The following is a 26,696-nucleotide window of genomic DNA, read 5'->3' as shown; positions in this document are numbered from 1 at the left end:
GGAAACTCCGTTGAATTGGTCAAGTTCGGTTTAGCGGACTATAGGGCGGCCCTAGCAGGTTGAAAGGTGTAGTGAACGCTTTGACGGAAAACGAAGAACAGCAGACCGGAGAGGCCAGCCAGCCTCCACGCCGACGGTCACGCCGCCGCGCCGCCAGCCTGTGGGCGATGCGGGGTGTCGCGCTGTTGGTTCTGCTGGGTCTTTTCACCGGATTCATGGTTCTGGGCCAGACGATGCATGCGCCCGCCTGGCTGCGCGACCGGGTCGAAGACCGCCTGGAGAGGACGCTGGGCGGGCTGCAGATCCGCTTTGGGGATGTCACTTTCGTTATCCACGAAGGGTGGCGACCCAGATTGCGGCTGAGCGACGTAAGTATCAGCGATGCGGCAGGTCAGCAAATCGCACAGGTTTCTGACTTGCAGGCCAGCCTGGCGATGCGCCCCCTGTTGCGCGGTAACGTGCGGCCCAAGCGTATCATGCTCAGCGGTGCCCAGATCGACCTGACCCGGGGGTTGGACGGTGCGCTGACGCTGACCGTCGGCTCCGGCAGCGCGCCGGTTCAAGAGGCGCCCGATCTGGCACAACTGATCGAGGAAGCCGACGAGATATTCCTGTCGCCGCTCCTGTCCGCTCTGACGTCGGTGGAACTGGATGCGATCACTCTGGGCTATCAGGATTTGCGCCTGGGCCGGTCCTGGGTTCTGGACGGGGGCCACATTCAGGCCATTCGCAGCGAAGGTGAGATGCGGCTTTCCACCGGGTTTTCGGTACTGACCGGGCGCGATTACGCCAGTACGATCGAGGCAAATTACACAAGTACACTGGGTTCGCCGCAGGCCAGTTTCGGCATTTCCATTACTGATCTGCCCTCCGAGGATATTGCCGGGCAAAGTCTGGCACTGTCGTGGTTGCAGGTGCTCAAGACTCCGATCTCTGGCGCGTTGCGCGGCAGTTTCGATCCCGAAGGTGCTTTGGGTCCGGTGTTTGCGACGCTGAACCTCGGGGCGGGTGCTGTACAGCCCACAGCGGATATCAAACCGATCCCGTTTGAAGCCGCGCGCACGTATTTCACCTACGATCCCAAAGGCCAGACGCTGGATTTCAACGAGGTGTCAATCGAGTCGGCATGGGGGTCCGTACATGCCGACGGCAAGGCGTTTTTGCACGGTCTGGAAAATAATGTGCTTGAAAGCCTGTCATCGCAGTTGAGGCTGAGCGCCATCCGGATCAACCCGGCCAATCTGTTTCCCAAGACGCTCGAACTGTCGCGTGCCGAGCTTGATTTCCAGATGAAGCTTGCCCCATTTCGCCTGCGACTTGGCCAGATGGTGATTGAGGATGGCAGCCACCGTTTGCTTGCGTCGGGGCGGCTGGAAGGTCTGACCGATGGCTGGGCCGGTGGTCTGGATGCCCATCTGGACAAAATGCCATCCGACGATCTGTTGAACTATTGGCCCGAGCGTTTGGCCCCAAAACCCAGGAAATGGGTTTCCGAGAACGTCTACCAAGGCAATCTTTCGAACGTGGATTTTGCTTTGCGGCTGAAACCGGGAGTCAAGCCCGATATCTATCTGGACTTCGGGTTCAGTGAAACGACTGTCCGATTTGCAAAAACGTTGCCTCCGGTCCAGGACGCACAGGGGCAGGCAAGCCTGCTGAGCGACCGGTTCACCGTGACCGCGCAAAGCGGGGTCGTGACCCCTGACGTAGGTGGGCCGGTGGACGCATCGGGCACGTCCTTCATTATTCCTGATACAGCCATCAAGAAGTCCTCTCCGGCCATCGCACGTATTCAGGCAAGCGGCAGCACAACGGCGGCCCTGTCACTGCTGGAGCGCCCACCATTGCAACTGATGAGCAAGGCAAATCTGCCGGTTGAACTGGCGGATGGCGACCTGAAGGTTGAAGGCACGCTGGCCTTGCCAATGCACAAGGGGCTGGATTTTGAGGATACCGAGTTTCATTTCACCGGTGAGCTGGGAAACCTGTTCAGCGAACGGCTGGTGCCCGGCTTCACCGTCAGCGCGGACCGTCTGACGCTGACCGGTGATCAGAACGACATTGCCATTGAAGGTTACGGTTTGTTCGGTGCTGTGCCGGTACAGGCGCGCTGGAACCAGCCGATTGGCACCGGCGGTGCGCAGCGCAGCACCTTGAGCGGCCAGATTGAACTCTCATCCCGTCTCATGGATGAACTCAAAGCCGGCCTGCCAAACGGGATGCTGACCGGGCAGGGGACGGCCGATTTCGAATTGGGTATCGGTGGAGGAGAGCCGCCAAGGCTGACGGCGACGTCTGATCTTGTCGGCGTTGGTCTGGCGATACCGGAACTTGGTTGGCGTAAAGCTGACGGAAGCGCGGGCACGATGGATGTCGAAGCGACGCTCGGCGATCAGTTGAAGGTGGATCTGTTGCAGATCGACGCGGCAGGGCTGCGCAGCAAGGCGTCGATTTCGTTCCGCGAAGGGGGGGCGTTTGACCGGGTCAGCTTCAGCTCGTTCGATTTGGGTGATTGGCTGGCCGTGCCTGCCGAACTGATCTCACGCGGGGCCGGGGCCCCGGACATTCGGGTGCTGGGCGGTGTCATGAACATGGCAAAGGCAACCTTTGGCCAAAGCAGTGGCGGTGGTGGTGCAGGGGCCGGGCCAAGACTGAACGTCGCGCTGGATCGTCTGCAGATCACGGAAGCCGTTGCATTGACCGGTTTCAAAGGCGCGTTTGCGACAACCGGGGGCGTCAACGGCGGTTTCACTGCACAGGTCAATGGCGGGGCGACCGTACAGGGTCAGGTCACGCCGCGCGCGGGGCGCAGCGCCGTTACCCTGAAATCACAGGACGCGGGGGCGGTTTTGCGCTCGGCCGGGGTGATAACGCAGGCGCGGGGCGGAGGATTTGACCTGCAACTTGAGCCGGTTGCAGGTCCCGGAAATTACGACGTGATCCTGAAGATCGTAGATACAAGGATCAAGGATGCGCCAGCCATGGCGGCGCTTCTGAATGCCATCAGCTTGGTGGGGCTGGTGAATGAAATGGCTGGGCAGGGCATTTTCTTTTCGGCAATCGACAGCCGGATGCGGATCACGCCGACAGAGATCAAGGTGCTCAGCGGCAGCGCGGTTGGGCCGTCGATGGGCCTGTCTTTTGACGGAAGCATTGATACTGTAGCCCAGCGACTGAATTTGCGCGGGGCGATCTCACCCATCTATCTGGTGAATGCCATCGGTAGCGTTTTGACCCGAAAGGGTGAAGGTGTTTTTGGCTTCAACTACACGCTGAAGGGGCCGCTGACGAACCCCAAGGTTTCGGTGAATCCTTTGTCGGGTCTGGCACCCCTGTTTCTGCGGGACCTGATGCGAGCCCCTGCACCCACCGTGTCGGATGGACCGAATGCCCAGGCACCCAAGCCGGATGAGCCCAAACGCACCTACGGTTCCCCCCCAAAAGATCATTGAACGCAACTGTGGCCGAATCTATCGCGGCCTTGTATGGCGCGGCCATGAAACTCAGCGATTTTGATTTCCATCTGCCCGAAGACCTGATTGCCACGCGGCCCGCCAGCCCGCGTTCCTCGGCCCGTTTGCTGGTGGCGCAGGGGGATTCAATTTCGGACGGGCATGTGTTCAATCTGCCCGATTGGTTGGAGCCCGGTGACAGGCTGGTGCTGAATGACACGCGCGTGATCCCCGCACGCCTGAACGGACACCGCCATCGCGACAGCGCGCAGGGGCCGGTATCGGCCGCGATCCAGGCGACTTTGCTGGATCCGCAGGCCGACGGCACATGGTCCGCTTTGGTCAAACCGTTGAAGAAGGTGAAGCCGGGTGAGGAAATCCGCTTCTCGGACCAACTGAGCGCGACGCTGGAGACCGTCGCAGACGGACAGGCCTTTTTACGCTTCAACCTGACGGGGCAGGATTTCGATGCGGCGCTTGAACAGGCCGGCGCGATGCCCTTGCCCCCTTACATCGCAGCGAAACGCCCGGCAGACGATCAGGACAAGACCGATTATCAGACGATCTGGGCCAGAAATTCGGGCGCTGTGGCCGCTCCGACCGCGTCGTTGCATTTCGATGAAACCTTGATGCAGGCGCTGGCGGACCGGGGTGTTTCTATCACTCATGTCACTCTGCATGTCGGGGCCGGAACCTTCCTGCCAGTCAAGGTCGAGGATGTCAAAACCCACAAGATGCATGCAGAATGGGGCAGGGTCAGTGCCGAAGCCGCCGCCGATATCCGGGCGACCAAAGCCGCGGGCGGGCGGGTCATTCCTGTGGGAACCACCGCATTGCGTCTGATCGAAAGCGCGGCCCGAAATGGCGAGATCGAAGCCTGGGAAGGGGATACGGATATCTTCATTTATCCCGGCTTTCGTTTTAACGTCACAGATGCGCTGATGACCAACTTCCACCTGCCGAAATCCACTTTGTTGATGCTGGTTTCGGCCCTGATGGGACAGGATCGGATGCGCAAGGTCTACGCGAACGCAATCGCCCGGAAGTATCGCTTCTTTTCGTACGGAGACGCGTCGCTTTTAATCCCGTGAATGGCGCGTTCGCTGGATCAGGCGCTGGCAATATCATAGACAAGCACGATCAGAGTGTTTTTTGATCTGACTGCGGTGCGGACAGACAGATTGGCAATTTTCGGAGGCCCCGATGCTTCAGGTTCTTTCCAGCGCATGGGCGCTTCTTCTCGGTATGGGGTTGCTGATGATCGGCAACGGCCTGCAGGGTACAATCCTGGGTGTCCGCGGCGAAATCGAAGGGTTCTCGACCCTCGAGATGTCCTTTGTTATGTCGGCATACTTCCTTGGGTTTCTGGGTGGGTCCCGTCTGGCGCCGGAAATGATCCGGCGAGTTGGCCATGTACGTGTTTTTGCGGCGCTGGCCTCGTTCATCTCGGCTGTGATGATCATGTACCCGATGCTGACCGATCCGATCGCCTGGATTCTCGGGCGCGTGGTAATCGGTTTCTGCTTTTCCGGTGTTTATGTGACCGCTGAAAGCTGGCTGAACAACGCGGCCAGCAATGAAAACCGCGGGCAGGCGCTGTCGCTGTATATGATTGTGCAGATGGCGGGGATCATCAGTGCTCAGGCCCTTATGCTGGTCGGCGACCCGGCAGGCTATGAGACATTCGTGATCGCATCGATCCTTGTTTCGGTCTCCTTTGCGCCCATCTTGCTGTCGATTTCACCAACCCCGGCATTTGACACCGCTAAACCCATGACGTTGCTTCAGCTGATGGGGATATCACCGCTGGGCTGCGTGGGCATGTTCCTGCTGGGTGGCGTCTTTTCAGCTCAGTTCGGCATGGCCGCCGTTTACGGCGCGCGGGCAGGGCTTTCGCTGGTCGAAATCTCGACCTTTGTCGCCTCGTTTTATATCGGCGCGATGGTACTGCAATACCCGTTGGGTTGGTTTTCCGACCGTATGGACCGGCGTGTGCTGATCCTTGTCGTCGCAACGCTGGGTGGCTGCGGGTCAACAGTGGCCATGCTTTTCGGCGTATCGTTTCCAATCCTTCTGGGCGCGGCCTTCCTGATCGGCGGAATGTCCAACCCGCTTTATTCCCTGCTGATTGCTCACACGAATGACTTCTTGGACCACGATGACATGCCCGCCGCATCCGGCGGTCTGGTGTTTATCAACGGGCTTGGAGCAATTGCAGGCCCGCTGATCACAGGTTGGCTGATGGGCGATGCGATCTTCGGGCCACCGGGCTTTTTTCTGTTTATTGCCGCACTGTTATTCGTGATGGCCTTCTATTCGCTATACCGTATGACACAGCGCGCTTCTGTACCGGTCGACGAAACTGGCACCATGTCGACGCTTTACCCGACGGCTTCGCCTGTGGCGTTTGAATTGGCGCAGGAGGTTGCCATCGAAGCCGCCGAAGCCGAGCAGGCTGAGCGGGTTGATGCCTAGGACACGGATTTATGTCGCAAGTGTTGCAATATGTTACTGTAACACTTCTGTAAAACGGCCTTAAATGACTTTACGTCCCTGGGGAGGACAATGCACGGAGTGACGGCAATGGTTACGCCTGAAGAAGTATTGAGTTTTTGGTTAGATGAAGTTGGCCCCGAAGGATGGTATATTCAGGATGACGCGCTGGACGCGAAAATCCGGGACAAGTTCTTAAAAACCTGGGAAGCTGCGAAAGAGGGCAAGTTTTCTCTTTGGCTCACCTATCCCAGCGGTGCTTTGGCCTACATCATTTTGACGGACCAGTTCCCGCGAAACATGTTCCGGGGCTCTGGCAAGGCATTCTCGACGGATCGTGCAGCGCTGGCGGCTGCGAAATGTTCGGTCGACAAAGGCTGGGATCTGAAGATTGATGAACCCGCCCGGCAGTTCTTTTATCTTCCGATGATGCATTCGGAAAATCTGTGTGATCAGGAACGGTGTGTACGCCTGATTTGTCAGAACCTCAGCGAATGCAACCCGGGCAACCTGTTGCACGCCCGCGCGCATCGCGAAGTAATCCGTAAGTTCGGTCGCTTCCCCTATCGCAACGAGGCGTTGTCGCGGCAGATGACGGAACATGAAGCCGCTTATGTAAGCAAAGGTGGCTACGGGTCCACAGTTCGCGAATTGCAGGCCGCAAGCTAGGACGCAGGTTTACACTCACGGATCGCGATGACTCTGTCGGCGATAGCGTCGGCAGATGTATGAATTGCATTATTGATCAACTCGTCCGGGGACTCCGACAGGTCAGTGAAGCGCTCCTGAACCGATTGCAGACGATCCTGTGTTTCTTGCAACCGATCCAGTGCGGTTGTCACGCGTAGTTTTACTGCGCTATCCACAATGTCACCATTTACATGGATCAGTGTCAGTTCATCCCGCAACCCCTTGATCTCATCCCTGATACCTTGTGCCTGTTCCTGCAGGGGCGCCACGACCTGCAGCTTTTCAGCAAACCCGGTTGTTATCCCCTCGAGGGTCGAAGCCAGTTTCCATCCCAAAAACAGGCACAGCGCCAGCAGAAGCAAAGTCGCGTTCAGCAGGGCAAGTACAAGATCTTTAAGCGTTTTGGCCATGAGTCATCTTTCAGTTGAAGCTTGATCAGAAAAGGCCGGAGAACTCCGCCGTTTTTGTTCTAACGCCCGTTCTCCCGTCGGTATAGGCAGAAATCCGCGTCTTTCGATTTGGATGACCTTGCGTCGCTTTTGTCGCGGAGACGGTATATTGATGCATTGCGGAGAATAGTTTAATGGTAAACTAATTTTCAATCGACCTGCGCCGAGAGGAACACATGGCAGCACAATCTTTTGATCTGATCGTAATCGGTGCCGGTCCCGGCGGATATGTCGCTGCCATTCGCGGCGCACAGCTGGGTCTGAAAACCGCTGTTGTCGAACGCGAACATTTGGGGGGTATCTGCCTGAACTGGGGATGTATCCCGACAAAGGCGTTGCTGCGGTCTTCCGAAGTTTTCCACCTGATGGAACGCGCGAAGGATTTCGGTCTGAGCGCAGATAAGGTCGGCTATGACCTTGACGCGGTCGTCAAACGCTCGCGCGGAGTTGCAGCCCAACTGTCGGGCGGAATTGGACATCTTCTGAAGAAAAACAAAGTCACCGTCGTGATGGGTGAGGCAAAAATCCCTGCCAAAGGGAAAGTCAGCGTAAAGACCGACAAGGGGACCGAGGAACTGACCGCCAAGAATATCGTCCTGGCCACCGGTGCCCGTGCGCGCGAACTGCCGGGCCTCGAGGCCGACGGCGATCTGGTCTGGACATACAAGCATGCGCTGCAACCACCGCGGATGCCGAAAAAGTTGCTGGTCATTGGTTCCGGCGCAATTGGCATCGAATTTGCCAGCTTCTACAACACGTTGGGCGCTGACACGACCGTAGTTGAAGTCATGGATCGGGTTCTGCCGGTTGAAGACGCGGAAATCAGCGGTCTGGCGAAGAAGGCATTTACCAAGCAGGGCATGAAGATCATGGAAAAAGCCATGGTCAAGCAACTGGATCGCGCGAAGGGTAAAGTCACGGCCCATATCGAGGTCAAGGGCAAGGTCGAAAAGCACGATTTTGATACCGTGATTTCTGCTGTGGGCATTGTCGGAAATGTTGAAGGCCTGGGGCTCGAGGCGCTGGGCGTCAAAATTGACCGAACCCATGTTGTGACGGACGAATACTGTCGCACCGGAGTCGACGGTCTTTATGCGATTGGTGATATCGCCGGTGCGCCCTGGCTGGCCCACAAGGCCAGCCACGAAGGTGTCATGGTCGCGGATCTGATCGCAGGTCAGCACGCACACCCGGTGAAACCTGAGAGCATTGCGGGATGCACCTATTGCCAGCCGCAGGTTGCATCTGTCGGCTATTCTGAAGCCAAGGCAAAGGAACTTGGGTATGACGTAAAAGTCGGCCGCTTCCCCTTCATCGGCAACGGCAAGGCCATCGCTTTGGGTGAACCAGAAGGTCTGATCAAGACCGTATTCGATGCCAAAACGGGCGAACTGTTGGGGGCTCATATGATCGGCGCGGAAGTCACCGAACTGATCCAGGGCTATGTTGTGGGGCGTCAGCTGGAGACCACGGAAGAAGATTTGATGAACACGGTCTTCCCGCATCCGACCCTGTCAGAGATGATGCATGAGAGTGTTCTCGATGCCTATGGGCGTGTAATCCACATGTAGCGCATCAGGGGGCGCTGCTCCCGCCGCCCTATGGGCGACTCCCCCTGGATATTTTTGAGCCAGATGAACAAGGGATCCGGACTTCATCTGGCCAAAAAATATCCCCCGCCGGAGGCATCGCGCGCAGCGCGATTTGCGGATGCGTCGAATTACCTGTTTCCCTGCTGCTGTCACCTCGCTATACGAGCCGGGTTTGATAAATCAGCACAAAAGGACCTGGTATGGCCAATGTGGTTGTTGTCGGAGCCCAGTGGGGCGACGAGGGAAAAGGCAAGATCGTCGACTGGCTCAGCGAACGGGCGGACGTGATCGCGCGTTTTCAGGGCGGGCATAACGCCGGTCATACTTTGGTTATCGATGGCGAAGTCTACAAGCTTCATGCGCTGCCATCCGGTGTTGTGCGCGGCGGCAAGCTGAGTGTCATCGGTAATGGCGTGGTTCTGGATCCGTGGCATCTGGTCAAAGAGATCGAAACGGTCCGGGCACAGGGTGTCGATATCACGCCCGATACACTGATGATCGCAGAAAACACACCGCTGATCCTGCCGATTCACGGCGAACTGGACCGCGCGCGCGAAGAGGCTGCAAGCAAGGGTACCAAGATCGGTACAACCGGTCGCGGCATCGGGCCAGCATATGAAGACAAGGTCGGTCGCCGTTCGGTCCGTGTTGCGGACCTGGCGGATGAGGCAACACTTGAAGCCCGGGTTGATCGGGCGTTGCAGCATCACGACCCGCTGCGCAAAGGCTTAGGGATCGAGCAGGTCGATCGCGACGGTCTGATCGCGCAGCTCAAGGAGATTGCGTCGCAGATTCTGCCGTTTGCCGCCCCGGTCTGGAAGGTGCTGAATGAAAAGCGCAAGGCGGGTAAACGTATTCTGTTCGAAGGGGCGCAGGGCGCCTTGCTGGACATTGATTTCGGAACCTATCCCTTTGTGACCTCGTCCAACGTGATCGCAGGGCAGGCTGCAACCGGGGTCGGCATCGGCCCGGGGTCCATCGATTTTGTGCTGGGTATCGTCAAAGCCTATACGACGCGCGTGGGCGAGGGGCCGTTCCCCACGGAACTGGAGGATGATGACGGTCAGCGCCTTGGTGAGCGTGGTCACGAATTCGGCACGACCACCGGCCGTAAGCGCCGGTGCGGTTGGTTTGACGCCTGCCTTGTGCGCCAGACCTGTGCCACCAGCGGCGTAAAGGGTATTTCGCTGACCAAGCTGGACGTGCTGGATGGTTTCGAGACGCTCAAGATCTGCGTGGGTTACGAACTGGATGGCGAGCGCCTGGATTATCTGCCCACGGCGGCAGATCAGCAGGCGCGCTGCAAGCCGATTTATGAGGAAATGCAGGGTTGGAGTGAATCGACCGAAGGCGCGCGCAGTTGGGCGGACTTGCCAGCCAATGCGATCAAATACGTTCGCCGTGTCGAAGAACTGATCGAATGCCCTGTCGCCCTGTTGTCAACCAGCCCTGAGCGGGAAGACACCATTCTGGTGACAGACCCGTTTGCCGACTGATGAGCGACGAACAAAAAACCGGCCTGAGCTACAAGGCGCGCCGCCGCTGGTCGCTGATTATTCTGCTGGTTGGCTTGCCTGTTTATGTTGTCGCCGTGGTGACGGTTGTGAACTGGCTGGATCGCCCGCCAATCTGGCTGGAGCTGCTGGTTTACATCGTGCTTGGCATCTTGTGGGTATTGCCGTTCAAGTTCGTTTTCCGTGGTGTTGGCAAAGAAGACCCTGACCAGGGATCACGTTAGCCACGCTGGCGAAAGCGAGTGTGTTGGAACGACGGAAACGTACGCGTCTTCCGGTTCGTTCCCAGATACGCAAACAGAAAAAGGCCGGAGGTGTCCTCCGGCCTTTTTCTGACTAAACCTTTTGCGGATCAGCCCGCTGCGCGCTCGTCGCTGGGGCGAAAACCGATCTGGTTCGAGGCGGCAAAGCGGCCTCCGCCAGCCTTTTCGATTTTTCCATCCCGCAACAATTGACCGAACGAACGCAGGCTTTCTTCGCGGTTGAATTCGTCCTGCTTGAGGGACCGGACCTTGTTCATCAATTGCGGGCGCGAGAACTGTTCCTGACCCTCGATAAAGGACAGGTATGCAGCGGCGGCTTCCAGCAGATCAGGCAATGACTGAGCGCCCTGTTCCTGGGCGAACGTCGCGAAACCACCTTCGTCAGCAGACTTTTCTTCTTGCGGGGTGGTGACGCGGCGTGGCGTGACAGGGCCAGATTCGTTTTGCTGATTGTCGATGCGCTGTTCCGCCACCAGTTTGAGCGGTGCCGCGGCATCAGATTCCGGACGCATGCTGGTGACCTGAATTTCCGGGCGGCGCGGGCTGACGACCGACGCCAGATCTCCCCGGTATTCCTGATCCTGAGCTTTCTCGGCCGAGTCACCCTTTTCTTTACGCTCGGCTTCGGTGGCCGCAACCGCGGTGCGCAGGTGCGAATATGTCTCGCGCTGATCATTTGCAGCCGGGTCATCAAGTTGTTCGTCGGCTTTGTCCATCAGGCGGGACACGTCCAGATCGAGGCTCGAATGATCCTTCGGTTTTTGGTCTTCGGCCCGCTGCGCCAGTTCTGCCTCGACGGCCGAAATCTCGTCCAGCAGTGCAACTTCGTCTTCGGCAGTCAGGAGAAGCTTGTTGTCTTCCGCTGCTTCCTCTTGCGACTCGGCTGCTTCGGATTCCTCTTCCTGCTCTGCCACGTCTTCTTCGCTGAGGATGTTTACAATCTCGTCTTCTTCGGCTTCTGATTCCGGCTGTTCGCCTTCCGTCAGATCATCAAGGTTCGAAAACAGTGCGTCCGCTGCCGGAGCTTCAGCCTCGTCTTCAAACTCTTCGGATACAACAGGCTCCGGTGCGGGAACAGGTTCTGGAGCGGCGGGTGGGGTAGCCGCTTCGGGTGCAGGCATCGAGACGGGGGTCACAGGCTCGATGTCTGCCGGGTTCAGCGCACCCGCCTCAAAGGCTGCGGCCACGGCGTCAACCGGGGCGGCACCACCTTTCAGCAAGGTGCTGTCTTCGTCTTCCGAGTATTCGACAGGATTGTCAGTCGAGTGCGAAACCACCGCGCGGATCCGCTGAAGTTTGGCGGCGATGCTGTCAGCAGGGGGGGCTGGCGCAGCATCGAAGGGTTCGGCAGTGGCAACGGGTTGCGCTGGTTGCGGTGTATTGACGACGTTGAGATCGGGGGCACTGATGGTTGGTTCCTGTGCTGGCGGCGTTGCGGGCGTGGCGATCGTGGCTGAACTTTCGGTTGCGCGCAGCAGCAGGCCAGTGTCGCTCTGTCTGGCTTCCACACGTTTCGAGGCGTCCCGCTGTGCGATCCGGGTCAGCATTTCGGCGTCAGGCTGTGGCGGTTCCGAGCCGAAGTATCGATCATCTGCTGCAAGGTCGCGAAAGTACTCGGCAATCGCTTTCATCGTTTCAAACGAATCGTCAAAGCCTTCTAATGTGCAGGAGAAGGTTCCATAAGAAACGGTCAATACCTTGTTATTCTGTACCATCAGACGCACGTCCTTTACAAACTACCTGAACCAATTCGCCCGGAATCAGGCACACGTATTGGTTCGAAACTCTCTATATGAACCTACCATTTTGTGGTCTGAATGTGTCCAAATCCGGGAAAAATGATCAATCTTAGAAAAAATGCGCCGATTGTGCGGTCGTCCGAGCCAATCTTACTGGTTGGCGGAGGGCAAATCGGGCCCGATGATCTGAATCTGGCGCTGAATCGCGCCAATTTGGCCGTTGCAGCGGATGGTGGTGCGACGGTTCTCAGGGAATCGGGGCGTATTCCGGATGCCGTCATCGGTGATTTCGATTCGCTTTCCGCATCAGACCTTGAAGAGATACCGGCGGACCGCCTGTTTCCCATACCTGAACAGAACAGCACGGATTTCGACAAGGCGCTGCGCAATATCGAAGCCCCGGTGGTCTTGGGCGTTGGCTTTCTGGGCGGGCGTCTGGATCACCAATTGGCGGTCCTCAGCGTACTGATCAAGCGTCAGGACCAATCATGCATATTGCTGGGAGAGCACGAGGTCGTGTTTCACACGCCGCCTAAGGTTTCCCTGAACTTGCCGAAGGGGAGCGTGGTATCCCTGTTTCCCCTGCAAAGGGTGACAGGACGCTCGCAAGGGCTGGAGTGGCCGATCGATGATCTGGTTCTGGAGCCGGACGGTCAGATCGGCACGTCCAACCGGGCGGTATCCGAAGTCACGTTGCAGATGAATGGCCCGGGTCTGGTTGCAATGGTTCCCCGCGGCGCGCTGGATCAGGTCATGCAGGCGTTTCTGTCGGAGCAGACCGGGCGCTGGCCCGCTCGCGCAGAATGACGTAAAGACCTGCCGCCATCGTGATGCCGATCCCCAATGCGGCGATGCCGTTGGGCAGGTCGTGAAAGATCAGCCAACCGAACACGGTCGCAACCGGGATTTCCAGATACTGCATTGGCGCCAGTGTTGCTGATGGGGCATAGCGTAACGACCAGGTCATCAACAGGTGGGCGACGGTGCCCAGAACACCGATACCCAAAAGCAGCCAAACCGCGTCTTTGTCAGGCAGGCTGAACGTCAGTTCCGGAACGTCAATGGCGCTTCCTAGGGTCAGCACAGGCAGCAGGATCAGCGTTGCCATCGCGCCCGAGACAGCCTGGAGCGAAACCGGATCGGTTTCCTTGGCGATCTGCCGCGTGACAAGCATGAACAGCGCAAACACCACGGCCACGATCAGCGGCAGCAGGGCAGGCGCTCCGACCTGAGCGAAGCTGGGCTGAATGACGAGAAGCGTACCGGCAAACCCCACGACGCAGGCCAACAATCGCCTTATGCCAACCTCTTCATCCAGAACGAACCTGCCCAGAAGCAGCATGATGAAGGGCATAACGAAGGCGATAGCGATGGCATCGGCCAGCGGCAGGAATTGCAAGGCGCTGAACATCGCGGTGATGCCAAGGATGTGCAGACCGGTCCGGATCACGGTCAGTTTCAGAATACGCCCCCGCAGACGCCAAGGACGACCTGTGAGGGCGACCAGAGGGATCAGGATCAGTGCCTGCACGGCAAACCGGGTGAAGACCAGTATGCCGATCGGAGTTGTCTCACCCAACAGTTTGGCCATGGCATCACCCAGCGGGGCGAGCATGCAAAAGCCAAGCATCAGAATGATGCCGAGTACGGGTCGGTCCTGAGTCATGTTCGCGACGCTAACGATTTGCTGCGGACGGGGAAAGGTCAGCTTTCCGGAAGCGGTTGGTATTTGGTGTAATCGGGTCCGATGCAGCAGGGCAGGCCGTCATTCAGCTTGAGCCAGCTGAGTTTCTCTTCATGGGCGACGTGCAGGGTAGGCCGCAAAGCCTCGGGATCCTCAAGTGCGGCGACGTACATATGCATCACGTCGGACATAGACTGCGAGCGAAAGGACATTGGTGTGCCGCAATGCGGGCAAAAGCTGCGTTCCACGCCCGGAGAGGAATGAAACGTCTTTGGTGTTTCACCTGTCCAGCGCCATTGGCTGTCCCGGATGCCGAAATAGGCGGTCATCGGGGCCGAGCATTGCCTGCGGCAGCTTTCGCAGTGGCAGGTGACGCAGGACAAAACAGGTGGACTGACTTCAAAGCCGACCTTTCCGCAAAGACATCGTCCACGCATGAAACACCTTCCTTTCAGGAACAGATTTGCACCGCTTTTGGTGCAAATCCATCCAGAAAACGCGGAAATACGGACGCGTTGCGACGTCGCCCGTTTCCCTCAGCAGTTCGGAACATTGACGGCCAGGCCGCCCAGAGACGTTTCCTTGTAGCGTTCGTGCATGTCGTGCCCGGTCTGGCGCATGGTTTCAATTACCGAATCCAGAGGAACGAAATGCTTGCCATCGCCGCGCAGCGCCAGCGAGGCCGCTGAAACCGCCTTGATCGCACCCAGACCGTTCCGTTCGATACAAGGCACCTGAACAAGTCCGGCAACCGGGTCGCATGTCATTCCCAGGTGATGCTCCAGCGAGATCTCCGCAGCGTTTTCGACCTGTTCGGGCGTGCCGCCCATCACTGCGCACAAACCGGCGGCCGCCATCGCCGAGGCGCTGCCAACCTCGGCTTGGCATCCGGCTTCTGCGCCCGAGATCGAGGCATTGAACTTGACCAGCCCGCCAATCGCGGCAGCCGTCAAAAGGAAATCTTCCACATGGCTTTCGGACGCGCCGGGTACGTGATCCAGATAGTACCGCAAAACGGCCGGCAGAACGCCTGCGGCCCCATTGGTGGGCGCCGTGACCACCTGGCCCCCGGCAGCGTTCTCTTCGTTGACGGCCATGGCGTAAACGCTCATCCAGTCGTTGATCGTGTGCGGAGCGTTCAGATTCATGCCACGCTCGGCCACCAGTGCGTCATGGATGCCTTTGGCACGGCGGCGAACCTTGAGGCCACCGGGCAGAATGCCATCTGTGACCAGTCCACGTTCGATACAGTCATTCATCACCTGCCACAGGCGCGCGGTGCCCTTGGCAAAACTGTCCGCGCATCCACGCGCGATTTCATTCGCGCGTTTCATGTCCGCGATGCTTTTGCCGCTGGAACTGGCCATCTCAAGCATCTCGACCGCAGTTTTGAACGGAAACGGCACCGGATCACCTTCATCCGTTGCCTTGCCCTCGGCCAGTTCTTCTTCGGTCAGGACAAACCCGCCGCCGATCGAGTAGTAGACCTGCCTGAGGATCACATCGCCCTGCGCGTCTGTGGCCATCAGGATCATACCATTGGCGTGGCCCGGCAGGTTGTTTTCATAGTCGAACACCAGATCCGATTTGGGGTCGAACTTCAGCGTCGGCAGCCCTTCCGGCGTGACAGTATGGGTCTCGGAAATGGCGGCCAGCGCTTCTTCGGCCTTGTTGTTGTCATAGGTGTCCGGAACAAACCCGGCCAGCCCGAGGATCGTGGCGCGGTCGGTCGCGTGGCCCACACCTGTGAACGCCAGTGAGCCATGCAATGACCCTCGAAGCCCCGAGAACTCGAACGGCGAGGCGCGCATCAGGTCCAGAAAGCGGGCCGCGGCAACCATTGGTCCCATGGTGTGGGACGAGGACGGGCCGATGCCCACTTTGAACATATCGAAGACAGATAGAAACATATCAGGTAGCTGAGCCTTCTGGTGGTGTAGCGTATGATGGTGCAGTGAACGGTGCAACTCCCAGCCCTTCCGCTGCGATTGCTGCGCGCGTTGCGGGGCGGGCTTCCAGTTGCAGCAAAAGCTGCCTCAGATGAGGGGTGTCAGTCAGTTGGAACCAGCTGCGATCGGCCTCGGCCGGATACAACGCCATCCATCGCATCATGCAGGCGATGTAGTATGACAGGGCTGACGGTTGGTCCGATCCAAACCAGCCCGGCGTGTCCTTCGCCTGCTTTTCGAGGATTGAAAGATGTCGTTTCAGGCGGGTCCGGATACCAGCCCGCAGCGCTTCTGTCTGCACCGCCTCAATGTACTTCTCGGCATAGAACAAAATGCGCAGGTCGGCGTGCAGCGTGTTCGACGCAAAAAACAGCCATTTCAGATACGCCGCGCGGTCCGGATGTTGCGGAGCCGGTGCGAGTTGCCCGTGTGTATCGGTCAACCACAACAAGATGGCTGCGGTTTCAAAGATCGGTCCCTGCGGCGTCTCCAAAACAGGGATAAGGCCGTTGGGGTTCAGTTGCTTATAGGCAGCACTGTTTTGTGCATAACGGGTCCGATCGACCAGTGCGGTCTCATAAGGCAAACCCATCTCTTCCAACGCCAGTCGGATCACCAGCGAGGCGTTGTCAGGGGCGTAATGCAGGCGGTAGCGCGGTTCCATAATGCATATCTATTACGCACCTTTCCCGCAGGACGCGCCGATTGCGACGTTTCCAATAGGAAACGCGTATTTTCGCGACAAGGCGCCCCGTTGAATTGGCGTTTTGGGTCTCGAAGTTGAGTGTGGCATTTCGTATAAGGCCCGCAGCAACTTGGGGGAAAGCTGCCATGACAGGGGATCTGTCGCCCATCGACAAGGCGAAATATGTAGCCGCGCACCGTGCCGCGGAAATGGTTCAGGACGGCATGCGTGTCGGATTGGGAACCGGATCAACGGCCGCCTGGCTTGTGCGTCGGCTCGGCGAACGGGTGCAAGAGGAAGGACTGCGGATCAAGGGCGTGCCCACTTCGACCCGCACGGCACAGCTGGCACGTGAAGTCGGGATCGAAGTCGTCTCTCTGGATCAGGCGGGGTGGCTGGACCTGACCATAGACGGCGCAGATGAATTCGATGGCGAATTGAACCTGATCAAGGGCGGCGGCGGTGCGCATCTTCAGGAAAAGATCGTGGCAACGGCCAGCGATCAGATGGTGGTCATTGCCGATGCAGGCAAAGAGGTTGAAACCCTGGGGGCATTTCCTTTGCCGGTCGAGGTGATCCCATTTGGCTGGCAAACCACGCGAACCCTGATCGAGGAAGCACTGGATACGATGGATGTGCTTGGTACCTCGGCTGCGCTGCGAATGAACGGCCAGGCCCCTTTTGTCACTGATGAGGGCAACCACATTCTGGATCTGCACCTGCAACGCATCGGAAATGCCCGTCAGTTGGCGCTGGTGCTGAACCAGGTTCCCGGAGTGGTCGAGAACGGGTTGTTCATCGATATTTGCGACAAGGTCGTAATTGGCCACGGTGACGGGCGGGTCGAACTGCGCGACATCAACGAAGGAACCCTGGAACTGGACCAGTTGGCCGATGGCGACAGGGACAATCTGTTTACGGACCTCTCTGATTGAAAATTGCGGCTGGATTTTCTGCAAATGGCGAGAGAGAAACCCGAATTCCTGATCCTTAGGGGTTGGCAGACGATTTTCCGCGCCCAGATATCCAGAACCCTTCAGGCAAACTGAACAAAGGAACCCGGTATGAGCTTTGACTATGATCTTTTCGTTATCGGTGGCGGCTCGGGCGGGGTCCGTGCAGCACGCGTGGCCGCTGGTGAGACCGGCGCCAAGGTGGCGCTGGCGGAAGAGGATCGGTATGGCGGAACCTGTGTGATCCGGGGCTGTGTTCCAAAAAAGCTGATGGTTTTCGCCAGTGAGTTTTCCGGCTTGGTTGACGATGCGCAGGCCTATGGATGGGATGTTCAGCCGGGTGCGCTGGACTGGAATACATTCCATGGCAAACTAGTGGCGGAACTGGACCGGCTGGAAGGTATCTATCGCAACATTCTGAAAAACAACGGTGTTGAAAGCTTTGACCAGCGCGCCACTGTGGTCGATTCCCACACGGTTGAGCTGGCGGATGGGACACGCAAGACGGCCAAACACATCCTGATCGCCACCGGCGGACGCCCTGTGGTGCCCGAATTTCCGGGCTCTGACCTTGCGATCACTTCGAACGAAATCTTCCACCTTGAGAAGCTACCCGAATCTATCCTGATCGTTGGCGGCGGCTATATCGCCAGCGAGTTTGCCGGGATCATGAACGGGATGGGGGTCAAGACCACCCAGTTCTATCGCGGTGCGCAAATCCTGCGTGGCTTTGACGAAGAAGCGCGTGGCCTGATCTGCGAAGAGATGCGCCAGAACGGCATCGATGTGCGCCTTGGCACCAACGTGCTGGAGATGACCAAGGAAGGTGACAAGATCCGGGTAAAGGCCACTGACGGCACTGAAGATCGGTTCGATGTTGTCATGTACGCAACTGGCCGGGCTCCGAATGCGGATAATCTTGGGCTTGAGGCGCTGGGCGTCGAAAGAGGTCGCAAGGGCGAGATTGTGGTGGATGAGTACAGCCAGACTGGCGTGCCCTCGGTCTATGCTATCGGTGATGTGACTGATCGCGTGAACCTTACGCCGGTCGCCATTCGCGAGGGCATGGCCTTTGTGGAAACCGTGTTCAAGGGCAACCCGACCCCGGTTGATCATGAACTGATCCCGTCGGCGATCTTCACGCAACCGGAATTCGGAACCGTCGGACTAAGCGAGGAAGAGGCTGCGGCACAGGAGCCGGTCGAAGTTTACGCGACATCCTTCAAGCCGATGCAGAAAGCCTTCGCCGGCGGCACGCAGCGGGTACTGATGAAACTGATCGTCAGCCACGCGACCCGCAAGGTGTTGGGCTGTCACATCGTCGCGCCGGGCGCGGGCGAGATGATTCAACTGGCCGGGATCGCCGTCAAAATGGGCGCGACCAAAGAAGATTTCGACCGCACGGTTGCGGTTCATCCGGTAATGGCGGAAGAACTTGTTACAATGCGGCAACCTGTGCGCACTGCTTGATTTGCAACCGCGCGCACACAAGTTACAAGGGACCCCGTGATCACACGGGCCAAAACGAAGGAATAGACACATATGGCGGGCAACAGCGGCGGCCCCTGGGGGGGCGGAGGCTCCTCGGGCGGCGGAGGAAATCGGGGTAACAACGGTGATGGGCGCAAGCCCCCCGAAGGCGATGGCCCGCAGATCCCCGAGATCGACGAGTTGATGAAGAAAGGCCAGGAGCAGCTGCGCGTGCTGATGGGTGGTCGTGGCGGCGGTGGCCGTGGCGGCAACGGTCAGGGCGCAGGTGGCGGTGGCCCGGTCTTCACCAAAGGCACAGTGGTTATTGGCGCTCTGGTCGCAGTGGGCCTTTGGGCAGCTGCCAGCTTCTATACCGTAAAACCGGAAGAACAGTCGGTTGAGTTGTTCCTGGGTGAGTTTTCGGCCGTTGGGAATCCGGGTCTGAACTTTGCGCCCTGGCCGGTTGTGACCGCCGAGGTTATTCCGGTTACCCGCGAACAGACCGAGGATATGGGCGGTACGCGCGGCAGTGATGATGGTCTGATGCTGACCGGTGACGAAAACGTAGTGGATATCGACTATCAGGTCGTTTGGAACATCAACGATCCCGCCAAATTCCTGTTCAACCTGCGCGATCCACGCCAGACAATTCGCGCGGTGTCGGAATCGGCGATGCGGGAAATCATCGCGCAAAGCGAACTGGCCCCGATCCTGAACCGGGATCGCGGTATCATCGCTGATCGATTGCAAGAATTGATCCAGGCGACGATGGACAGCTACGACTCGGGCGTGAACATCATTCGTGTGAACTTCGACAAGGCCGACCCGCCGCAGGACGTGATTGCTTCGTTCCGCGACGTTCAGGCCGCCGCGCAAGAGCGTGACCGCCTTCAGAACGTCGCCGACGCCTATGCGAACCGCGTACTCGCCGAGGCGCGCGGTGAAGCCGCACAGGTTCTGGAAGAAGCCGAAGCCTACCGAGCCCAACAGATCAACAGTGCGATGGGTGAAGCCAGCCGCTTCAGCGCGGTTCTGGAAGAGTATTCCAAAGCCCCGGATGTAACCCGCAAACGTCTGTACCTTGAACGGATGGAACAGGTTCTGGGTGACGTGGACAAGATCATTCTGGACGAGAACTCGACCGGGCAGGGGCAAGGCGTGGTGCCTTATCTACCGCTGAACGAGCTGCGCCGTAATCAGGCCGAGGGGAGCAACTGATGCGTAAGTCACCCATTATTCTGATCGTTCTCGTCATCCTGGTCGTTGCCGGACTGTCGTCGATCTTTATCGTTGACGAACGTGAACGCGCCCTTGTTCTACGTTTTGGACGGGTCGTAAACGTCAAGGAAGAGCCAGGCCTTGCGTTCAAGCTGCCGGTTTTCGACGAAGTGGTGCGTTATGACGACCGCATCCTTTCGATCGACGTGCAGCCGCTTGAGGTGACACCACTGGACGATCGCCGCCTTGTGGTTGATGCCTTCGCCCGTTATCGGATTGCCGATCTGAACCAGTTCCGTCAGGCCGTTGGTGTCGGTGGCGTTCCGGTAGCCGAGGATCGTCTGGACCGTATCCTGCGCGCTGAAACACGCGAAGTTCTGGGTTCGGTCTCGTCCCGCGACATCCTCAGCTCGGACCGTGCTGCCCTGATGCTACGCATCCGCAACAGCGCGATTGCCGAAGCGCAGGCGCTTGGCGTGAATGTGATCGACGTGCGCCTGAAGGCCACCGATCTGCCGCAGGCGAACCTTGAGGCTACGTTCGACCGGATGAAAGCCGAGCGGGAGCGTGAAGCCACTGACGAACGCGCCCGTGGTAACGAAGCGGCCCAGCGTGTACGCGCGCAGGCTGACAGGACCGTGGTGGAACTGGTCTCGGACGCAAACCGTGAAGCCGAGATCATTCGTGGTGAAGCCGACGCTGAGCGGAACGCGATCTTCGCCGAAGCCTTTGGCAAGGATCCGGAGTTCTTCGAGTTCTATCGCTCGCTTTCCGCATATGAGCGTGCACTGCGCGGCGGCAACAGCTCAATGGTGCTGAGCCCGGACTCGGATTTCTTTAATTACCTGAAATCGCCTACAGGTCAGGGCGGCCGGTAATGGGTATGATCCTTCTGGCCTTCGGGCTGGTACTGATTGTCGAGGGGCTGGCCTATGCGCTGGCCCCTTCGCTTATCGAACGGATGCTGGAAACCCTGCGGACCCTGCCCGAGCAGGCACGGCGAATTACGGGTCTTTTGTGCGTGATCAGCGGGCTGATCCTTCTGTGGGGTGCCTATCAGCTGGGCTTTTGAGCAGGACATCTCACTTGCCGGTGATTTCCACGCGATCCTGAGTTGCGGGACAGGTCAAACTGACTACATTAGTCCGTAAGAAGGGCCGCGCGAGAGTGGCCACCTGAATAATTCGACAAGGAGACCCCAGGTGCAGGCAAAAGCACGCAGTATTTCCCTCGGGCGTGAAGACGCGGTTTTTATGGTGCGGTGGATGTGGTTGGCCTTTGCCGCAATGGTGTTGGTTCTGGCCCAGACCGTCGCCGTTCAGGCCCGGGGCGAAAGCCTTGCGCCGCTGGCAGAAAAGATCAGCCCCGCGGTTGTCAACATCACGACCAGCACGCTGATCGAGGGACAGACCGGTCCGCGCGGGATCGTGCCCGAAGGGTCCCCATTCGAAGACTTCTTTCGCGAGTTTCAGGACCGTAACGGCGACCGCGATGAGAACCTCCCACGCCGCAGCAATGCGCTGGGTTCCGGGTTTGTGATTTCCGAAGACGGGTTCATTGTAACCAACAACCACGTCATCGCCGAAGCGGACGAAATCCTTGTCGAATTCTTTCCCGGTGACGGGCAACCCGTAAAGGAGTTGCCGGCCAAGGTGATCGGCACGGACGAAAAGACCGACATCGCACTGCTTAAGGTCGAAGCGACCGGTCCGCTCAAATATGTAAAGTTTGGTGACAGCGACACGGCGCGCGTTGGTGACTGGGTGATTGCCATGGGCAATCCGCTGGGGCAGGGGTTCTCGGTCTCGGCCGGTATCGTATCGGCGCGCAACCGCGCGCTCAGCGGCTCTTACGACGACTACATTCAGACGGATGCTGCGATTAACCGGGGCAACTCGGGTGGGCCGCTGTTCAACATGGATGGTCAGGTCATCGGTGTGAACACCGCGATCCTGTCACCCAATGGCGGGTCCATTGGTATTGGCTTTTCCATGGCCTCGAATGTGGTGGTCAAGGTTGTCGATCAACTGCGCGAATTCGGCGAAACGCGTCGCGGTTGGCTGGGTGTGCGCATTCAGGACGTGACCGAAGACATGGCCGAAGCCATGGGGCTGGAGAAGCCCGGTGGCGCCTTGATCAGCGACGTGCCCGAGGGGCCGGCAAAAGAAGCCGGGCTGAAGGCGGGTGACGTGATCCTGAGTTTTGATGGCGTCGAAGTGGAAGACACGCGCGGGTTGGTGCGTCAGGTGGGGGAAACAACGGTCGGCAAGTCCGTTCGCGTCGTTGTCCATCGCGACGGCGGTACACAGACCGTACTGGTCACTCTGGGTCGTCGCGAGGATGCTGAACGGGTGGAAAACGGAGATGAGCCCGCGCAAACGGACGATGAGGACGAAAACTCCGAGATCCTAGGGCTGACCATTTCCCCGCTGACCGACAAGCTGCGGGAAGACCTTGGTCTGGACGCCGAAGCCGACGGGCTGGTCGTCAGCGAAGTTGATGAGGCGTCTGAAGCCTATGCCAAGGGATTGCGGGCCGGTGATCTGATTACCGAGGCCGGTCAGCAAAAAGTGACATCCGTCAGTGACCTAGAAACACGGATGGAAGAAGCACGAGAGGCCGGGCGCAAGTCCCTGCTGCTGTTGGTGCGCCGCGGAGGTGAACCCCGGTTCGTCGCACTCAGCCTTGGTGAGTGACCCAGGGCGCAAAAAGGTAATCGGTCCGGAGTGTAAACTCCGGCCCTTTTTTATCTGAAATTGCTGATGGAAAAGGTGAGCCATACGCCTGGGAAGGACGTATGGCTCTGGTACAGGGAGAGGTCAGTGGACAGATATCGGGGATGATTCTCTGACCTCCTACGGTAACAGTTATTAATTTAGTGTTAACGTCGCCGCATGTATGTGAAGCAGGTCACAGGCGTCAGATCAGGTCGGATTCCGCCAGTTCCCGCAATGCATCGAAGTCCTGAATCAGCAACCCACCCCGCGACGCCTGAACGATATTGTCACGTTTCCAGGTGGATATGGTCTTGGACACCGCCTCGCGCGTGGCGCCCACGAATTCGGCAAGTTCGCTTTGCGACAGGGTTATCCTGTCTGCCGGATTGTCCTGAAGCTCCGAAAGGTGAAGCAGTTTGCGGGCCAGCCGGATCGGCATCGGCAGAAAGACCTGCTCGTTCAGCTGCGAGCCCATCCAGCGCATGCGCAGACCTGCCAGACGGATCATGTCCTCGGCCAGATCGGGGTGCTGTCGTATTTGACGCAGCACATCGTTGCGCAGCACGCGCAGGACACGCGAGGGTTCGGCAGCGGAAATGGTGGCGGTACGCGGGCCGTTATCAAACAGGGCGATTTCGCCGAAGATCTCACCCGGACGCATCAGCGTCAGTGTAAGCTTTCGGCCGCTCATCGCCAGAAAGGACACTTCGAGCGTTCCTTCCAGAATGGCGTAGAGCGCGTTGCCCTCGTCACCCTGTTCGAAAAGGGTTTGTCCGTCGTTCAGTGAAATTTCGGTAGCCTGCGCGGTAAGCATGGCTTTCAGGCGGTCAGATGCTTCGGCAAGAAAGCCGCTGTTTGGGAAGGCCGTCATGAGTGTACGGGGCTCCGGATGGGGGTGGTGAGTGGTTACCCCATTCTTCACAGCTTTGGCGCTTAGCCAAGCTGTTTGTGGGTAATTGCCGGATTTCAGACAGAATACTTGGCGCCAATGCGGGCATGTTCACGGTTTTGTGATGTCCGCTGTCGGAACCTATTGATGATCCGGGTCGTCCATATAGCTTTGCAGCAGGTTGAATTGCAGCATCAGAAAGACCATCAGGGCAATCGGAAACCCGAAGGTTTCGATTTTGACCCAGAGATCGGTCGACAATGTTCGCCAGACAACTTCGTTGGCAACCGCCAAAACGGCGAAGCAGCCACAGAGGCGACGTGTCAAAATCATCCAGCCCTGATGGCGCATGGGCAACATCTCGTCCAGCACATAGGCGAGATAGGATTTCCCCTGCAAAAGACCGATGCCCAGGATGACCGAGAAGAAGCCGTAGACAAGTGTGGTTTTCATCTTGAAAAACCGCTCATCATTGAACCAGGCCGTCAGACCGCCGAAAAAGATCACCATGAAGGCCGTGAAGATCTGCATCCGGCTGAGTTTTCCGGTCAGAAACCACAATATGCCCATGGCACCCAGCATCAGCGGAACAAAGATGATCGTCGCTATGATGAAGCCGGAATATTCGATGCCGCCGATCAGGAAACTGTCATCACGCAGGCGCAGATAGATGAAGAAGAAGGCCAGAGGCGGGCCCAGTTCCAGCACCTGTTTCAGAAACGGGTTGATTTCTTTGTTACCTGTCATGATTCTGTCCTGCTGCTTACCCGCCCATTTCAACTATTACTGCACCCAATGCAATCAAGGCCATCAGGGCAATACGCCGAGGGCCGACGGTCTCTTTCAGCACCAGCCATCCGATCAGGGCCGCGAACACGGTCGAGGTTTCGCGAAGCACCGCGGCCTCGCCCACTTTGTCCAGCCGTGTGGCGAGCATGATGGCCCCGAAGGACAATGGGGCGATGATACCGCCTGCGAGCCCGCGCAGCATCAGTGGGCCAATCGCAGGGCGATGGATCATGGCCCGCCATCTGAGGAAGGCATAGATCGGCATTGCCGCCCCGTCGATCATGAAAAACCAGGCCAGAAATGTGAACGGATCGGCGGTCGCACGAATGCCATAGGCGTCATAGGTTGTGTAAAGCGCTACGAACAGCCCGGTTACGACGGCCAGAAACAAGGCGATACCCAGCGTTTCGCGGTTCGTCTCGAGATAGCGCAGGTTGTATCCGGCCAATCCGAAGATACCGGCCAGCAACACCGCGACGCCGAACCACTGCGTGGCCGAAAATGTCTCGCCGAACAGCAGGTAGGCGCCAATAACGGTGAACAGGGGGCCGGTGCCGCGCACCACCGGGTAGACCACGGTGTAGGAGCCTTTGGTGTAGGCCAGGGCCTGCAAGGTCTTGTAGGCGATGTGGATCAGCCAGACGATTGCGAAGATGGGCCACATATAAGGTTCAGGCCAGGGCACGACGAAAAAGGCAAAGGGCGCGGCCATCAGGCAGTAGCAGATGTCGATCGCGCCGCGTGACAGCCAGGGGTCGTGACGCCCTTTCTGCAACGCTCCGAAGACCGCGTGCAGGAATGCCGCCATAAGCGCCAGTCCCAGCGCAAGTTGGTGGCCCGCTTCGGTGCCTTCGAGGGAAATCAGCCAGTCGCTCAACTATCGGCCTTTTGCTGGGTGGAAAGGGTGGGGGGCTGTCTGCCCCCCACACCCCCCGAGGATATTTTCAGCCAGATGAAGGGGCGGATCAGCCCTTGTCGAGGCCAGTGAGGGCGGCGGCGAATTCTTCCGGGTCGAATGGGGCCAGGTCGTCGATCTGTTCGCCGACACCAATGGCGTGGATGGGCAGACCGAACTTGTCAGCGAGCGCCACAAGAACACCACCCTTGGCCGTGCCGTCCAGCTTGGTCATCACAAGGCCGGAGACATCGGCCAGTTTGCGGAAGGTTTCAACCTGGCTCAGCGCGTTCTGTCCGGTGGTGGCGTCGAGGACCAGAAGGGTGTTGTGCGGGGCGGTGTCATCGACCTTGCGGATGACGCGGACGATCTTGGCCAGTTCCTCCATCAGGTCGGCGCGGTTTTGCAGACGGCCTGCTGTGTCGATCATCAGAAGGTCCGCCCCTTCATTCTGCGCACGGGTCAGGGCGTCGAAAGCCAACGAAGCCGGGTCCGAGCCTTCGGGCGCGGTCAGGACGGGGACGCCAGCGCGGTCGCCCCAGACCTGAAGCTGTTCGACCGCGGCGGCGCGGAAGGTGTCGCCCGCCGCGATGACCACTTTCTTACCTGCGGATTTGAACTGGCTTGCCAGCTTGCCGATGGTTGTGGTTTTGCCGGATCCGTTGACGCCAACAACCAGAACCACCTGTGGGCGTTTGGGGTAGATGGGCAACGGCTTTGCAACAGGTTCCATCACACGGGTGACTTCCTGCGCCAGAAGTTGCTTGATCTCCTGGGTCGACAATTTGCGGCCAAAACGACCTTCGGCCATGTTGGCGGTGACACGCAGTGCGGTATCCACCCCCATGTCCGAGGCGATCAGCAACTCTTCAAGCTGTTCGAGCATGTCATCGTCAAGCGTGCGCCGTACCACGACCTGAGTGTCGCCCCGATTGAACAGCCGTCCCAGAACGCCCTTGCGCTGCGCCGGGGTTGCTTCGGGCGGCGGCGGAGCCGGCGCAGGGTCCGCGGGAGAAGGCGTTTCGACCGGTTGCGGGGCGGGGGCCGGTTCAGGGGCGGGGACTGGTTCGGGGGTTGGGGCCGGTTCGGGAACCTCGGGGACGGGCTGAGGCTCCGGTTCTGGCTCGGGGATGACCGGATCGGGGGCGGTCGTTTCTTCGCCGCCATCTTCGACAATCGCATCGAGCCCCCGTTCCAGCCGGGACGAGGATTTGAACAGCCGATCCTTGAGCTTTGAGAAAAACGCCATCTTTGG

24 protein-coding genes are annotated in these 26,696 nt (G+C 58.7%); 14 read left to right on the top strand and 10 right to left on the bottom strand.

Annotation, left to right across the window (positions count from 1 at the left end; genetic code table 11):
* Positions 1-71: 71 nt before the first annotated feature.
* From ACR0JW_RS04050 to ACR0JW_RS04035, 4 genes are all read left to right on the top strand, one after another.
* The gene (locus ACR0JW_RS04050) at positions 72-3,452 is read left to right on the top strand and encodes a YhdP family protein (protein WP_480713597.1); all 3,381 of its coding nucleotides are present in this window, start codon (positions 72-74) and stop codon (positions 3,450-3,452) included.
* Positions 3,453-3,496: 44 nt separating this feature from the next.
* A complete protein-coding gene (queA, locus tag ACR0JW_RS04045) occupies positions 3,497-4,543 on the top strand; it encodes a tRNA preQ1(34) S-adenosylmethionine ribosyltransferase-isomerase QueA (protein WP_170677675.1) in 1,047 nt (348 codons plus the stop codon).
* 112 nt (positions 4,544-4,655) lie between these two features.
* A complete protein-coding gene (locus ACR0JW_RS04040; protein ID WP_170610327.1) occupies positions 4,656-5,927 on the top strand; it encodes an MFS transporter in 1,272 nt (423 codons plus the stop codon).
* A gap of 108 nt (positions 5,928-6,035) precedes the next feature.
* The gene (locus ACR0JW_RS04035; RefSeq protein ID WP_170610329.1) at positions 6,036-6,614 is read left to right on the top strand and encodes a DUF924 family protein; all 579 of its coding nucleotides are present in this window, start codon (positions 6,036-6,038) and stop codon (positions 6,612-6,614) included.
* Here ACR0JW_RS04035 and ACR0JW_RS04030 read toward each other — a convergent pair.
* Positions 6,611-7,045, bottom strand: a complete 435-nt coding sequence (locus tag ACR0JW_RS04030; protein ID WP_170676477.1) for a hypothetical protein — start codon at positions 7,043-7,045, stop codon at positions 6,611-6,613. The two genes, ACR0JW_RS04035 and ACR0JW_RS04030, sit on opposite strands and share 4 nt — an antisense overlap.
* A gap of 215 nt (positions 7,046-7,260) precedes the next feature.
* On the opposite strand from ACR0JW_RS04030, the gene lpdA reads away from it, so the two are divergent.
* The 3 genes from lpdA (at position 7,261) to ACR0JW_RS04015 (ending at position 10,414) form a co-directional block, all read left to right on the top strand.
* Entirely contained in the window at positions 7,261-8,655 is a 1,395-nt protein-coding gene (lpdA, locus tag ACR0JW_RS04025) for a dihydrolipoyl dehydrogenase (RefSeq protein WP_170824600.1), read from the top strand.
* Positions 8,656-8,876: 221 nt separating this feature from the next.
* Positions 8,877-10,172: an adenylosuccinate synthase gene (locus ACR0JW_RS04020; RefSeq protein WP_170676481.1), complete on the top strand. Its 1,296-nt coding sequence runs from the start codon at positions 8,877-8,879 to the stop codon at positions 10,170-10,172.
* Positions 10,172-10,414 (top strand): DUF2842 domain-containing protein, encoded by a 243-nt coding sequence (locus ACR0JW_RS04015; protein ID WP_170676483.1) that lies wholly within the window; start codon positions 10,172-10,174, stop codon positions 10,412-10,414. Before ACR0JW_RS04020 ends, ACR0JW_RS04015 begins: the two co-directional genes overlap by 1 nt.
* Before the next feature lie 128 nt (positions 10,415-10,542).
* On the opposite strand, the gene ACR0JW_RS04010 is transcribed toward ACR0JW_RS04015, so the two are convergent.
* A complete protein-coding gene (locus ACR0JW_RS04010) occupies positions 10,543-12,168 on the bottom strand; it encodes a hypothetical protein (protein ID WP_170676485.1) in 1,626 nt (541 codons plus the stop codon).
* A gap of 123 nt (positions 12,169-12,291) precedes the next feature.
* Between ACR0JW_RS04010 and ACR0JW_RS04005 the strand changes: the two genes are divergently transcribed.
* Positions 12,292-12,999, top strand: a complete 708-nt coding sequence (locus tag ACR0JW_RS04005; protein WP_170616524.1) for a thiamine diphosphokinase — start codon at positions 12,292-12,294, stop codon at positions 12,997-12,999.
* Here the strand turns inward: ACR0JW_RS04005 and ACR0JW_RS04000 are convergent.
* From ACR0JW_RS04000 to ACR0JW_RS03985, 4 genes are all read right to left on the bottom strand, one after another.
* Positions 12,944-13,858 (bottom strand): DMT family transporter, encoded by a 915-nt coding sequence (locus ACR0JW_RS04000; protein WP_170676500.1) that lies wholly within the window; start codon positions 13,856-13,858, stop codon positions 12,944-12,946. The genes ACR0JW_RS04005 and ACR0JW_RS04000 overlap by 56 nt on opposite strands.
* A 38-nt stretch (positions 13,859-13,896) precedes the next feature.
* Positions 13,897-14,313: a GFA family protein gene (locus tag ACR0JW_RS03995; protein ID WP_170616520.1), complete on the bottom strand. Its 417-nt coding sequence runs from the start codon at positions 14,311-14,313 to the stop codon at positions 13,897-13,899.
* 99 nt (positions 14,314-14,412) lie between these two features.
* Positions 14,413-15,786, bottom strand: coding sequence for an L-serine ammonia-lyase (locus tag ACR0JW_RS03990; protein WP_170676503.1), 1,374 nt, complete (start codon positions 15,784-15,786; stop codon positions 14,413-14,415).
* A 1-nt stretch (position 15,787) separates the two neighbouring features.
* Entirely contained in the window at positions 15,788-16,489 is a 702-nt protein-coding gene (locus ACR0JW_RS03985) for a glutathione S-transferase family protein (protein WP_170676505.1), read from the bottom strand.
* A gap of 167 nt (positions 16,490-16,656) precedes the next feature.
* On the opposite strand from ACR0JW_RS03985, the gene rpiA reads away from it, so the two are divergent.
* The 6 genes from rpiA to ACR0JW_RS03955 all read left to right on the top strand — a co-directional run bounded on the left by rpiA (position 16,657) and on the right by ACR0JW_RS03955 (position 22,847).
* Positions 16,657-17,445 carry a ribose-5-phosphate isomerase RpiA gene (rpiA, locus tag ACR0JW_RS03980; RefSeq protein ID WP_170676507.1) on the top strand — a complete coding sequence of 263 codons (789 nt, stop codon included), beginning with the start codon at positions 16,657-16,659 and terminating at the stop codon, positions 17,443-17,445.
* A gap of 129 nt (positions 17,446-17,574) precedes the next feature.
* Positions 17,575-18,933 carry a glutathione-disulfide reductase gene (gene gor, locus ACR0JW_RS03975; protein ID WP_170676509.1) on the top strand — a complete coding sequence of 453 codons (1,359 nt, stop codon included), beginning with the start codon at positions 17,575-17,577 and terminating at the stop codon, positions 18,931-18,933.
* Between the two features lie 72 nt (positions 18,934-19,005).
* A complete protein-coding gene (gene hflK, locus ACR0JW_RS03970) occupies positions 19,006-20,151 on the top strand; it encodes an FtsH protease activity modulator HflK (protein WP_170616510.1) in 1,146 nt (381 codons plus the stop codon).
* Positions 20,151-21,029: a protease modulator HflC gene (gene hflC / locus ACR0JW_RS03965; RefSeq protein WP_170616508.1), complete on the top strand. Its 879-nt coding sequence runs from the start codon at positions 20,151-20,153 to the stop codon at positions 21,027-21,029. The genes hflK and hflC overlap by 1 nt, the downstream gene beginning before the upstream one ends.
* Positions 21,029-21,223 (top strand): DUF2065 domain-containing protein, encoded by a 195-nt coding sequence (locus ACR0JW_RS03960; protein WP_170616506.1) that lies wholly within the window; start codon positions 21,029-21,031, stop codon positions 21,221-21,223. The genes hflC and ACR0JW_RS03960 overlap by 1 nt, the downstream gene beginning before the upstream one ends.
* Before the next feature lie 181 nt (positions 21,224-21,404).
* Entirely contained in the window at positions 21,405-22,847 is a 1,443-nt protein-coding gene (locus tag ACR0JW_RS03955) for a Do family serine endopeptidase (protein ID WP_480713634.1), read from the top strand.
* 223 nt (positions 22,848-23,070) lie between these two features.
* Here ACR0JW_RS03955 and ACR0JW_RS03950 read toward each other — a convergent pair whose 3' ends face one another.
* From ACR0JW_RS03950 to ftsY, 4 genes are all read right to left on the bottom strand, one after another.
* Positions 23,071-23,739 carry a Crp/Fnr family transcriptional regulator gene (locus tag ACR0JW_RS03950; RefSeq protein ID WP_170676511.1) on the bottom strand — a complete coding sequence of 223 codons (669 nt, stop codon included), beginning with the start codon at positions 23,737-23,739 and terminating at the stop codon, positions 23,071-23,073.
* 159 nt (positions 23,740-23,898) lie between these two features.
* Positions 23,899-24,504 (bottom strand): inner membrane-spanning protein YciB, encoded by a 606-nt coding sequence (locus ACR0JW_RS03945; protein WP_170616502.1) that lies wholly within the window; start codon positions 24,502-24,504, stop codon positions 23,899-23,901.
* Between the two features lie 16 nt (positions 24,505-24,520).
* The gene (locus ACR0JW_RS03940; protein WP_170676513.1) at positions 24,521-25,423 is read right to left on the bottom strand and encodes an EamA family transporter; all 903 of its coding nucleotides are present in this window, start codon (positions 25,421-25,423) and stop codon (positions 24,521-24,523) included.
* A gap of 88 nt (positions 25,424-25,511) precedes the next feature.
* The gene (ftsY, locus tag ACR0JW_RS03935; RefSeq protein ID WP_170676515.1) at positions 25,512-26,690 is read right to left on the bottom strand and encodes a signal recognition particle-docking protein FtsY; all 1,179 of its coding nucleotides are present in this window, start codon (positions 26,688-26,690) and stop codon (positions 25,512-25,514) included.
* Between the last annotated feature and the right edge of the window lie 6 nt (positions 26,691-26,696).

It is taken from the genome of Ruegeria sp. BG6 (assembly GCF_056538465.1).
The sequence above is the reverse complement of the archived record's forward strand: the minus strand, read 5'-3'. Positions and strand labels throughout refer to the sequence as shown.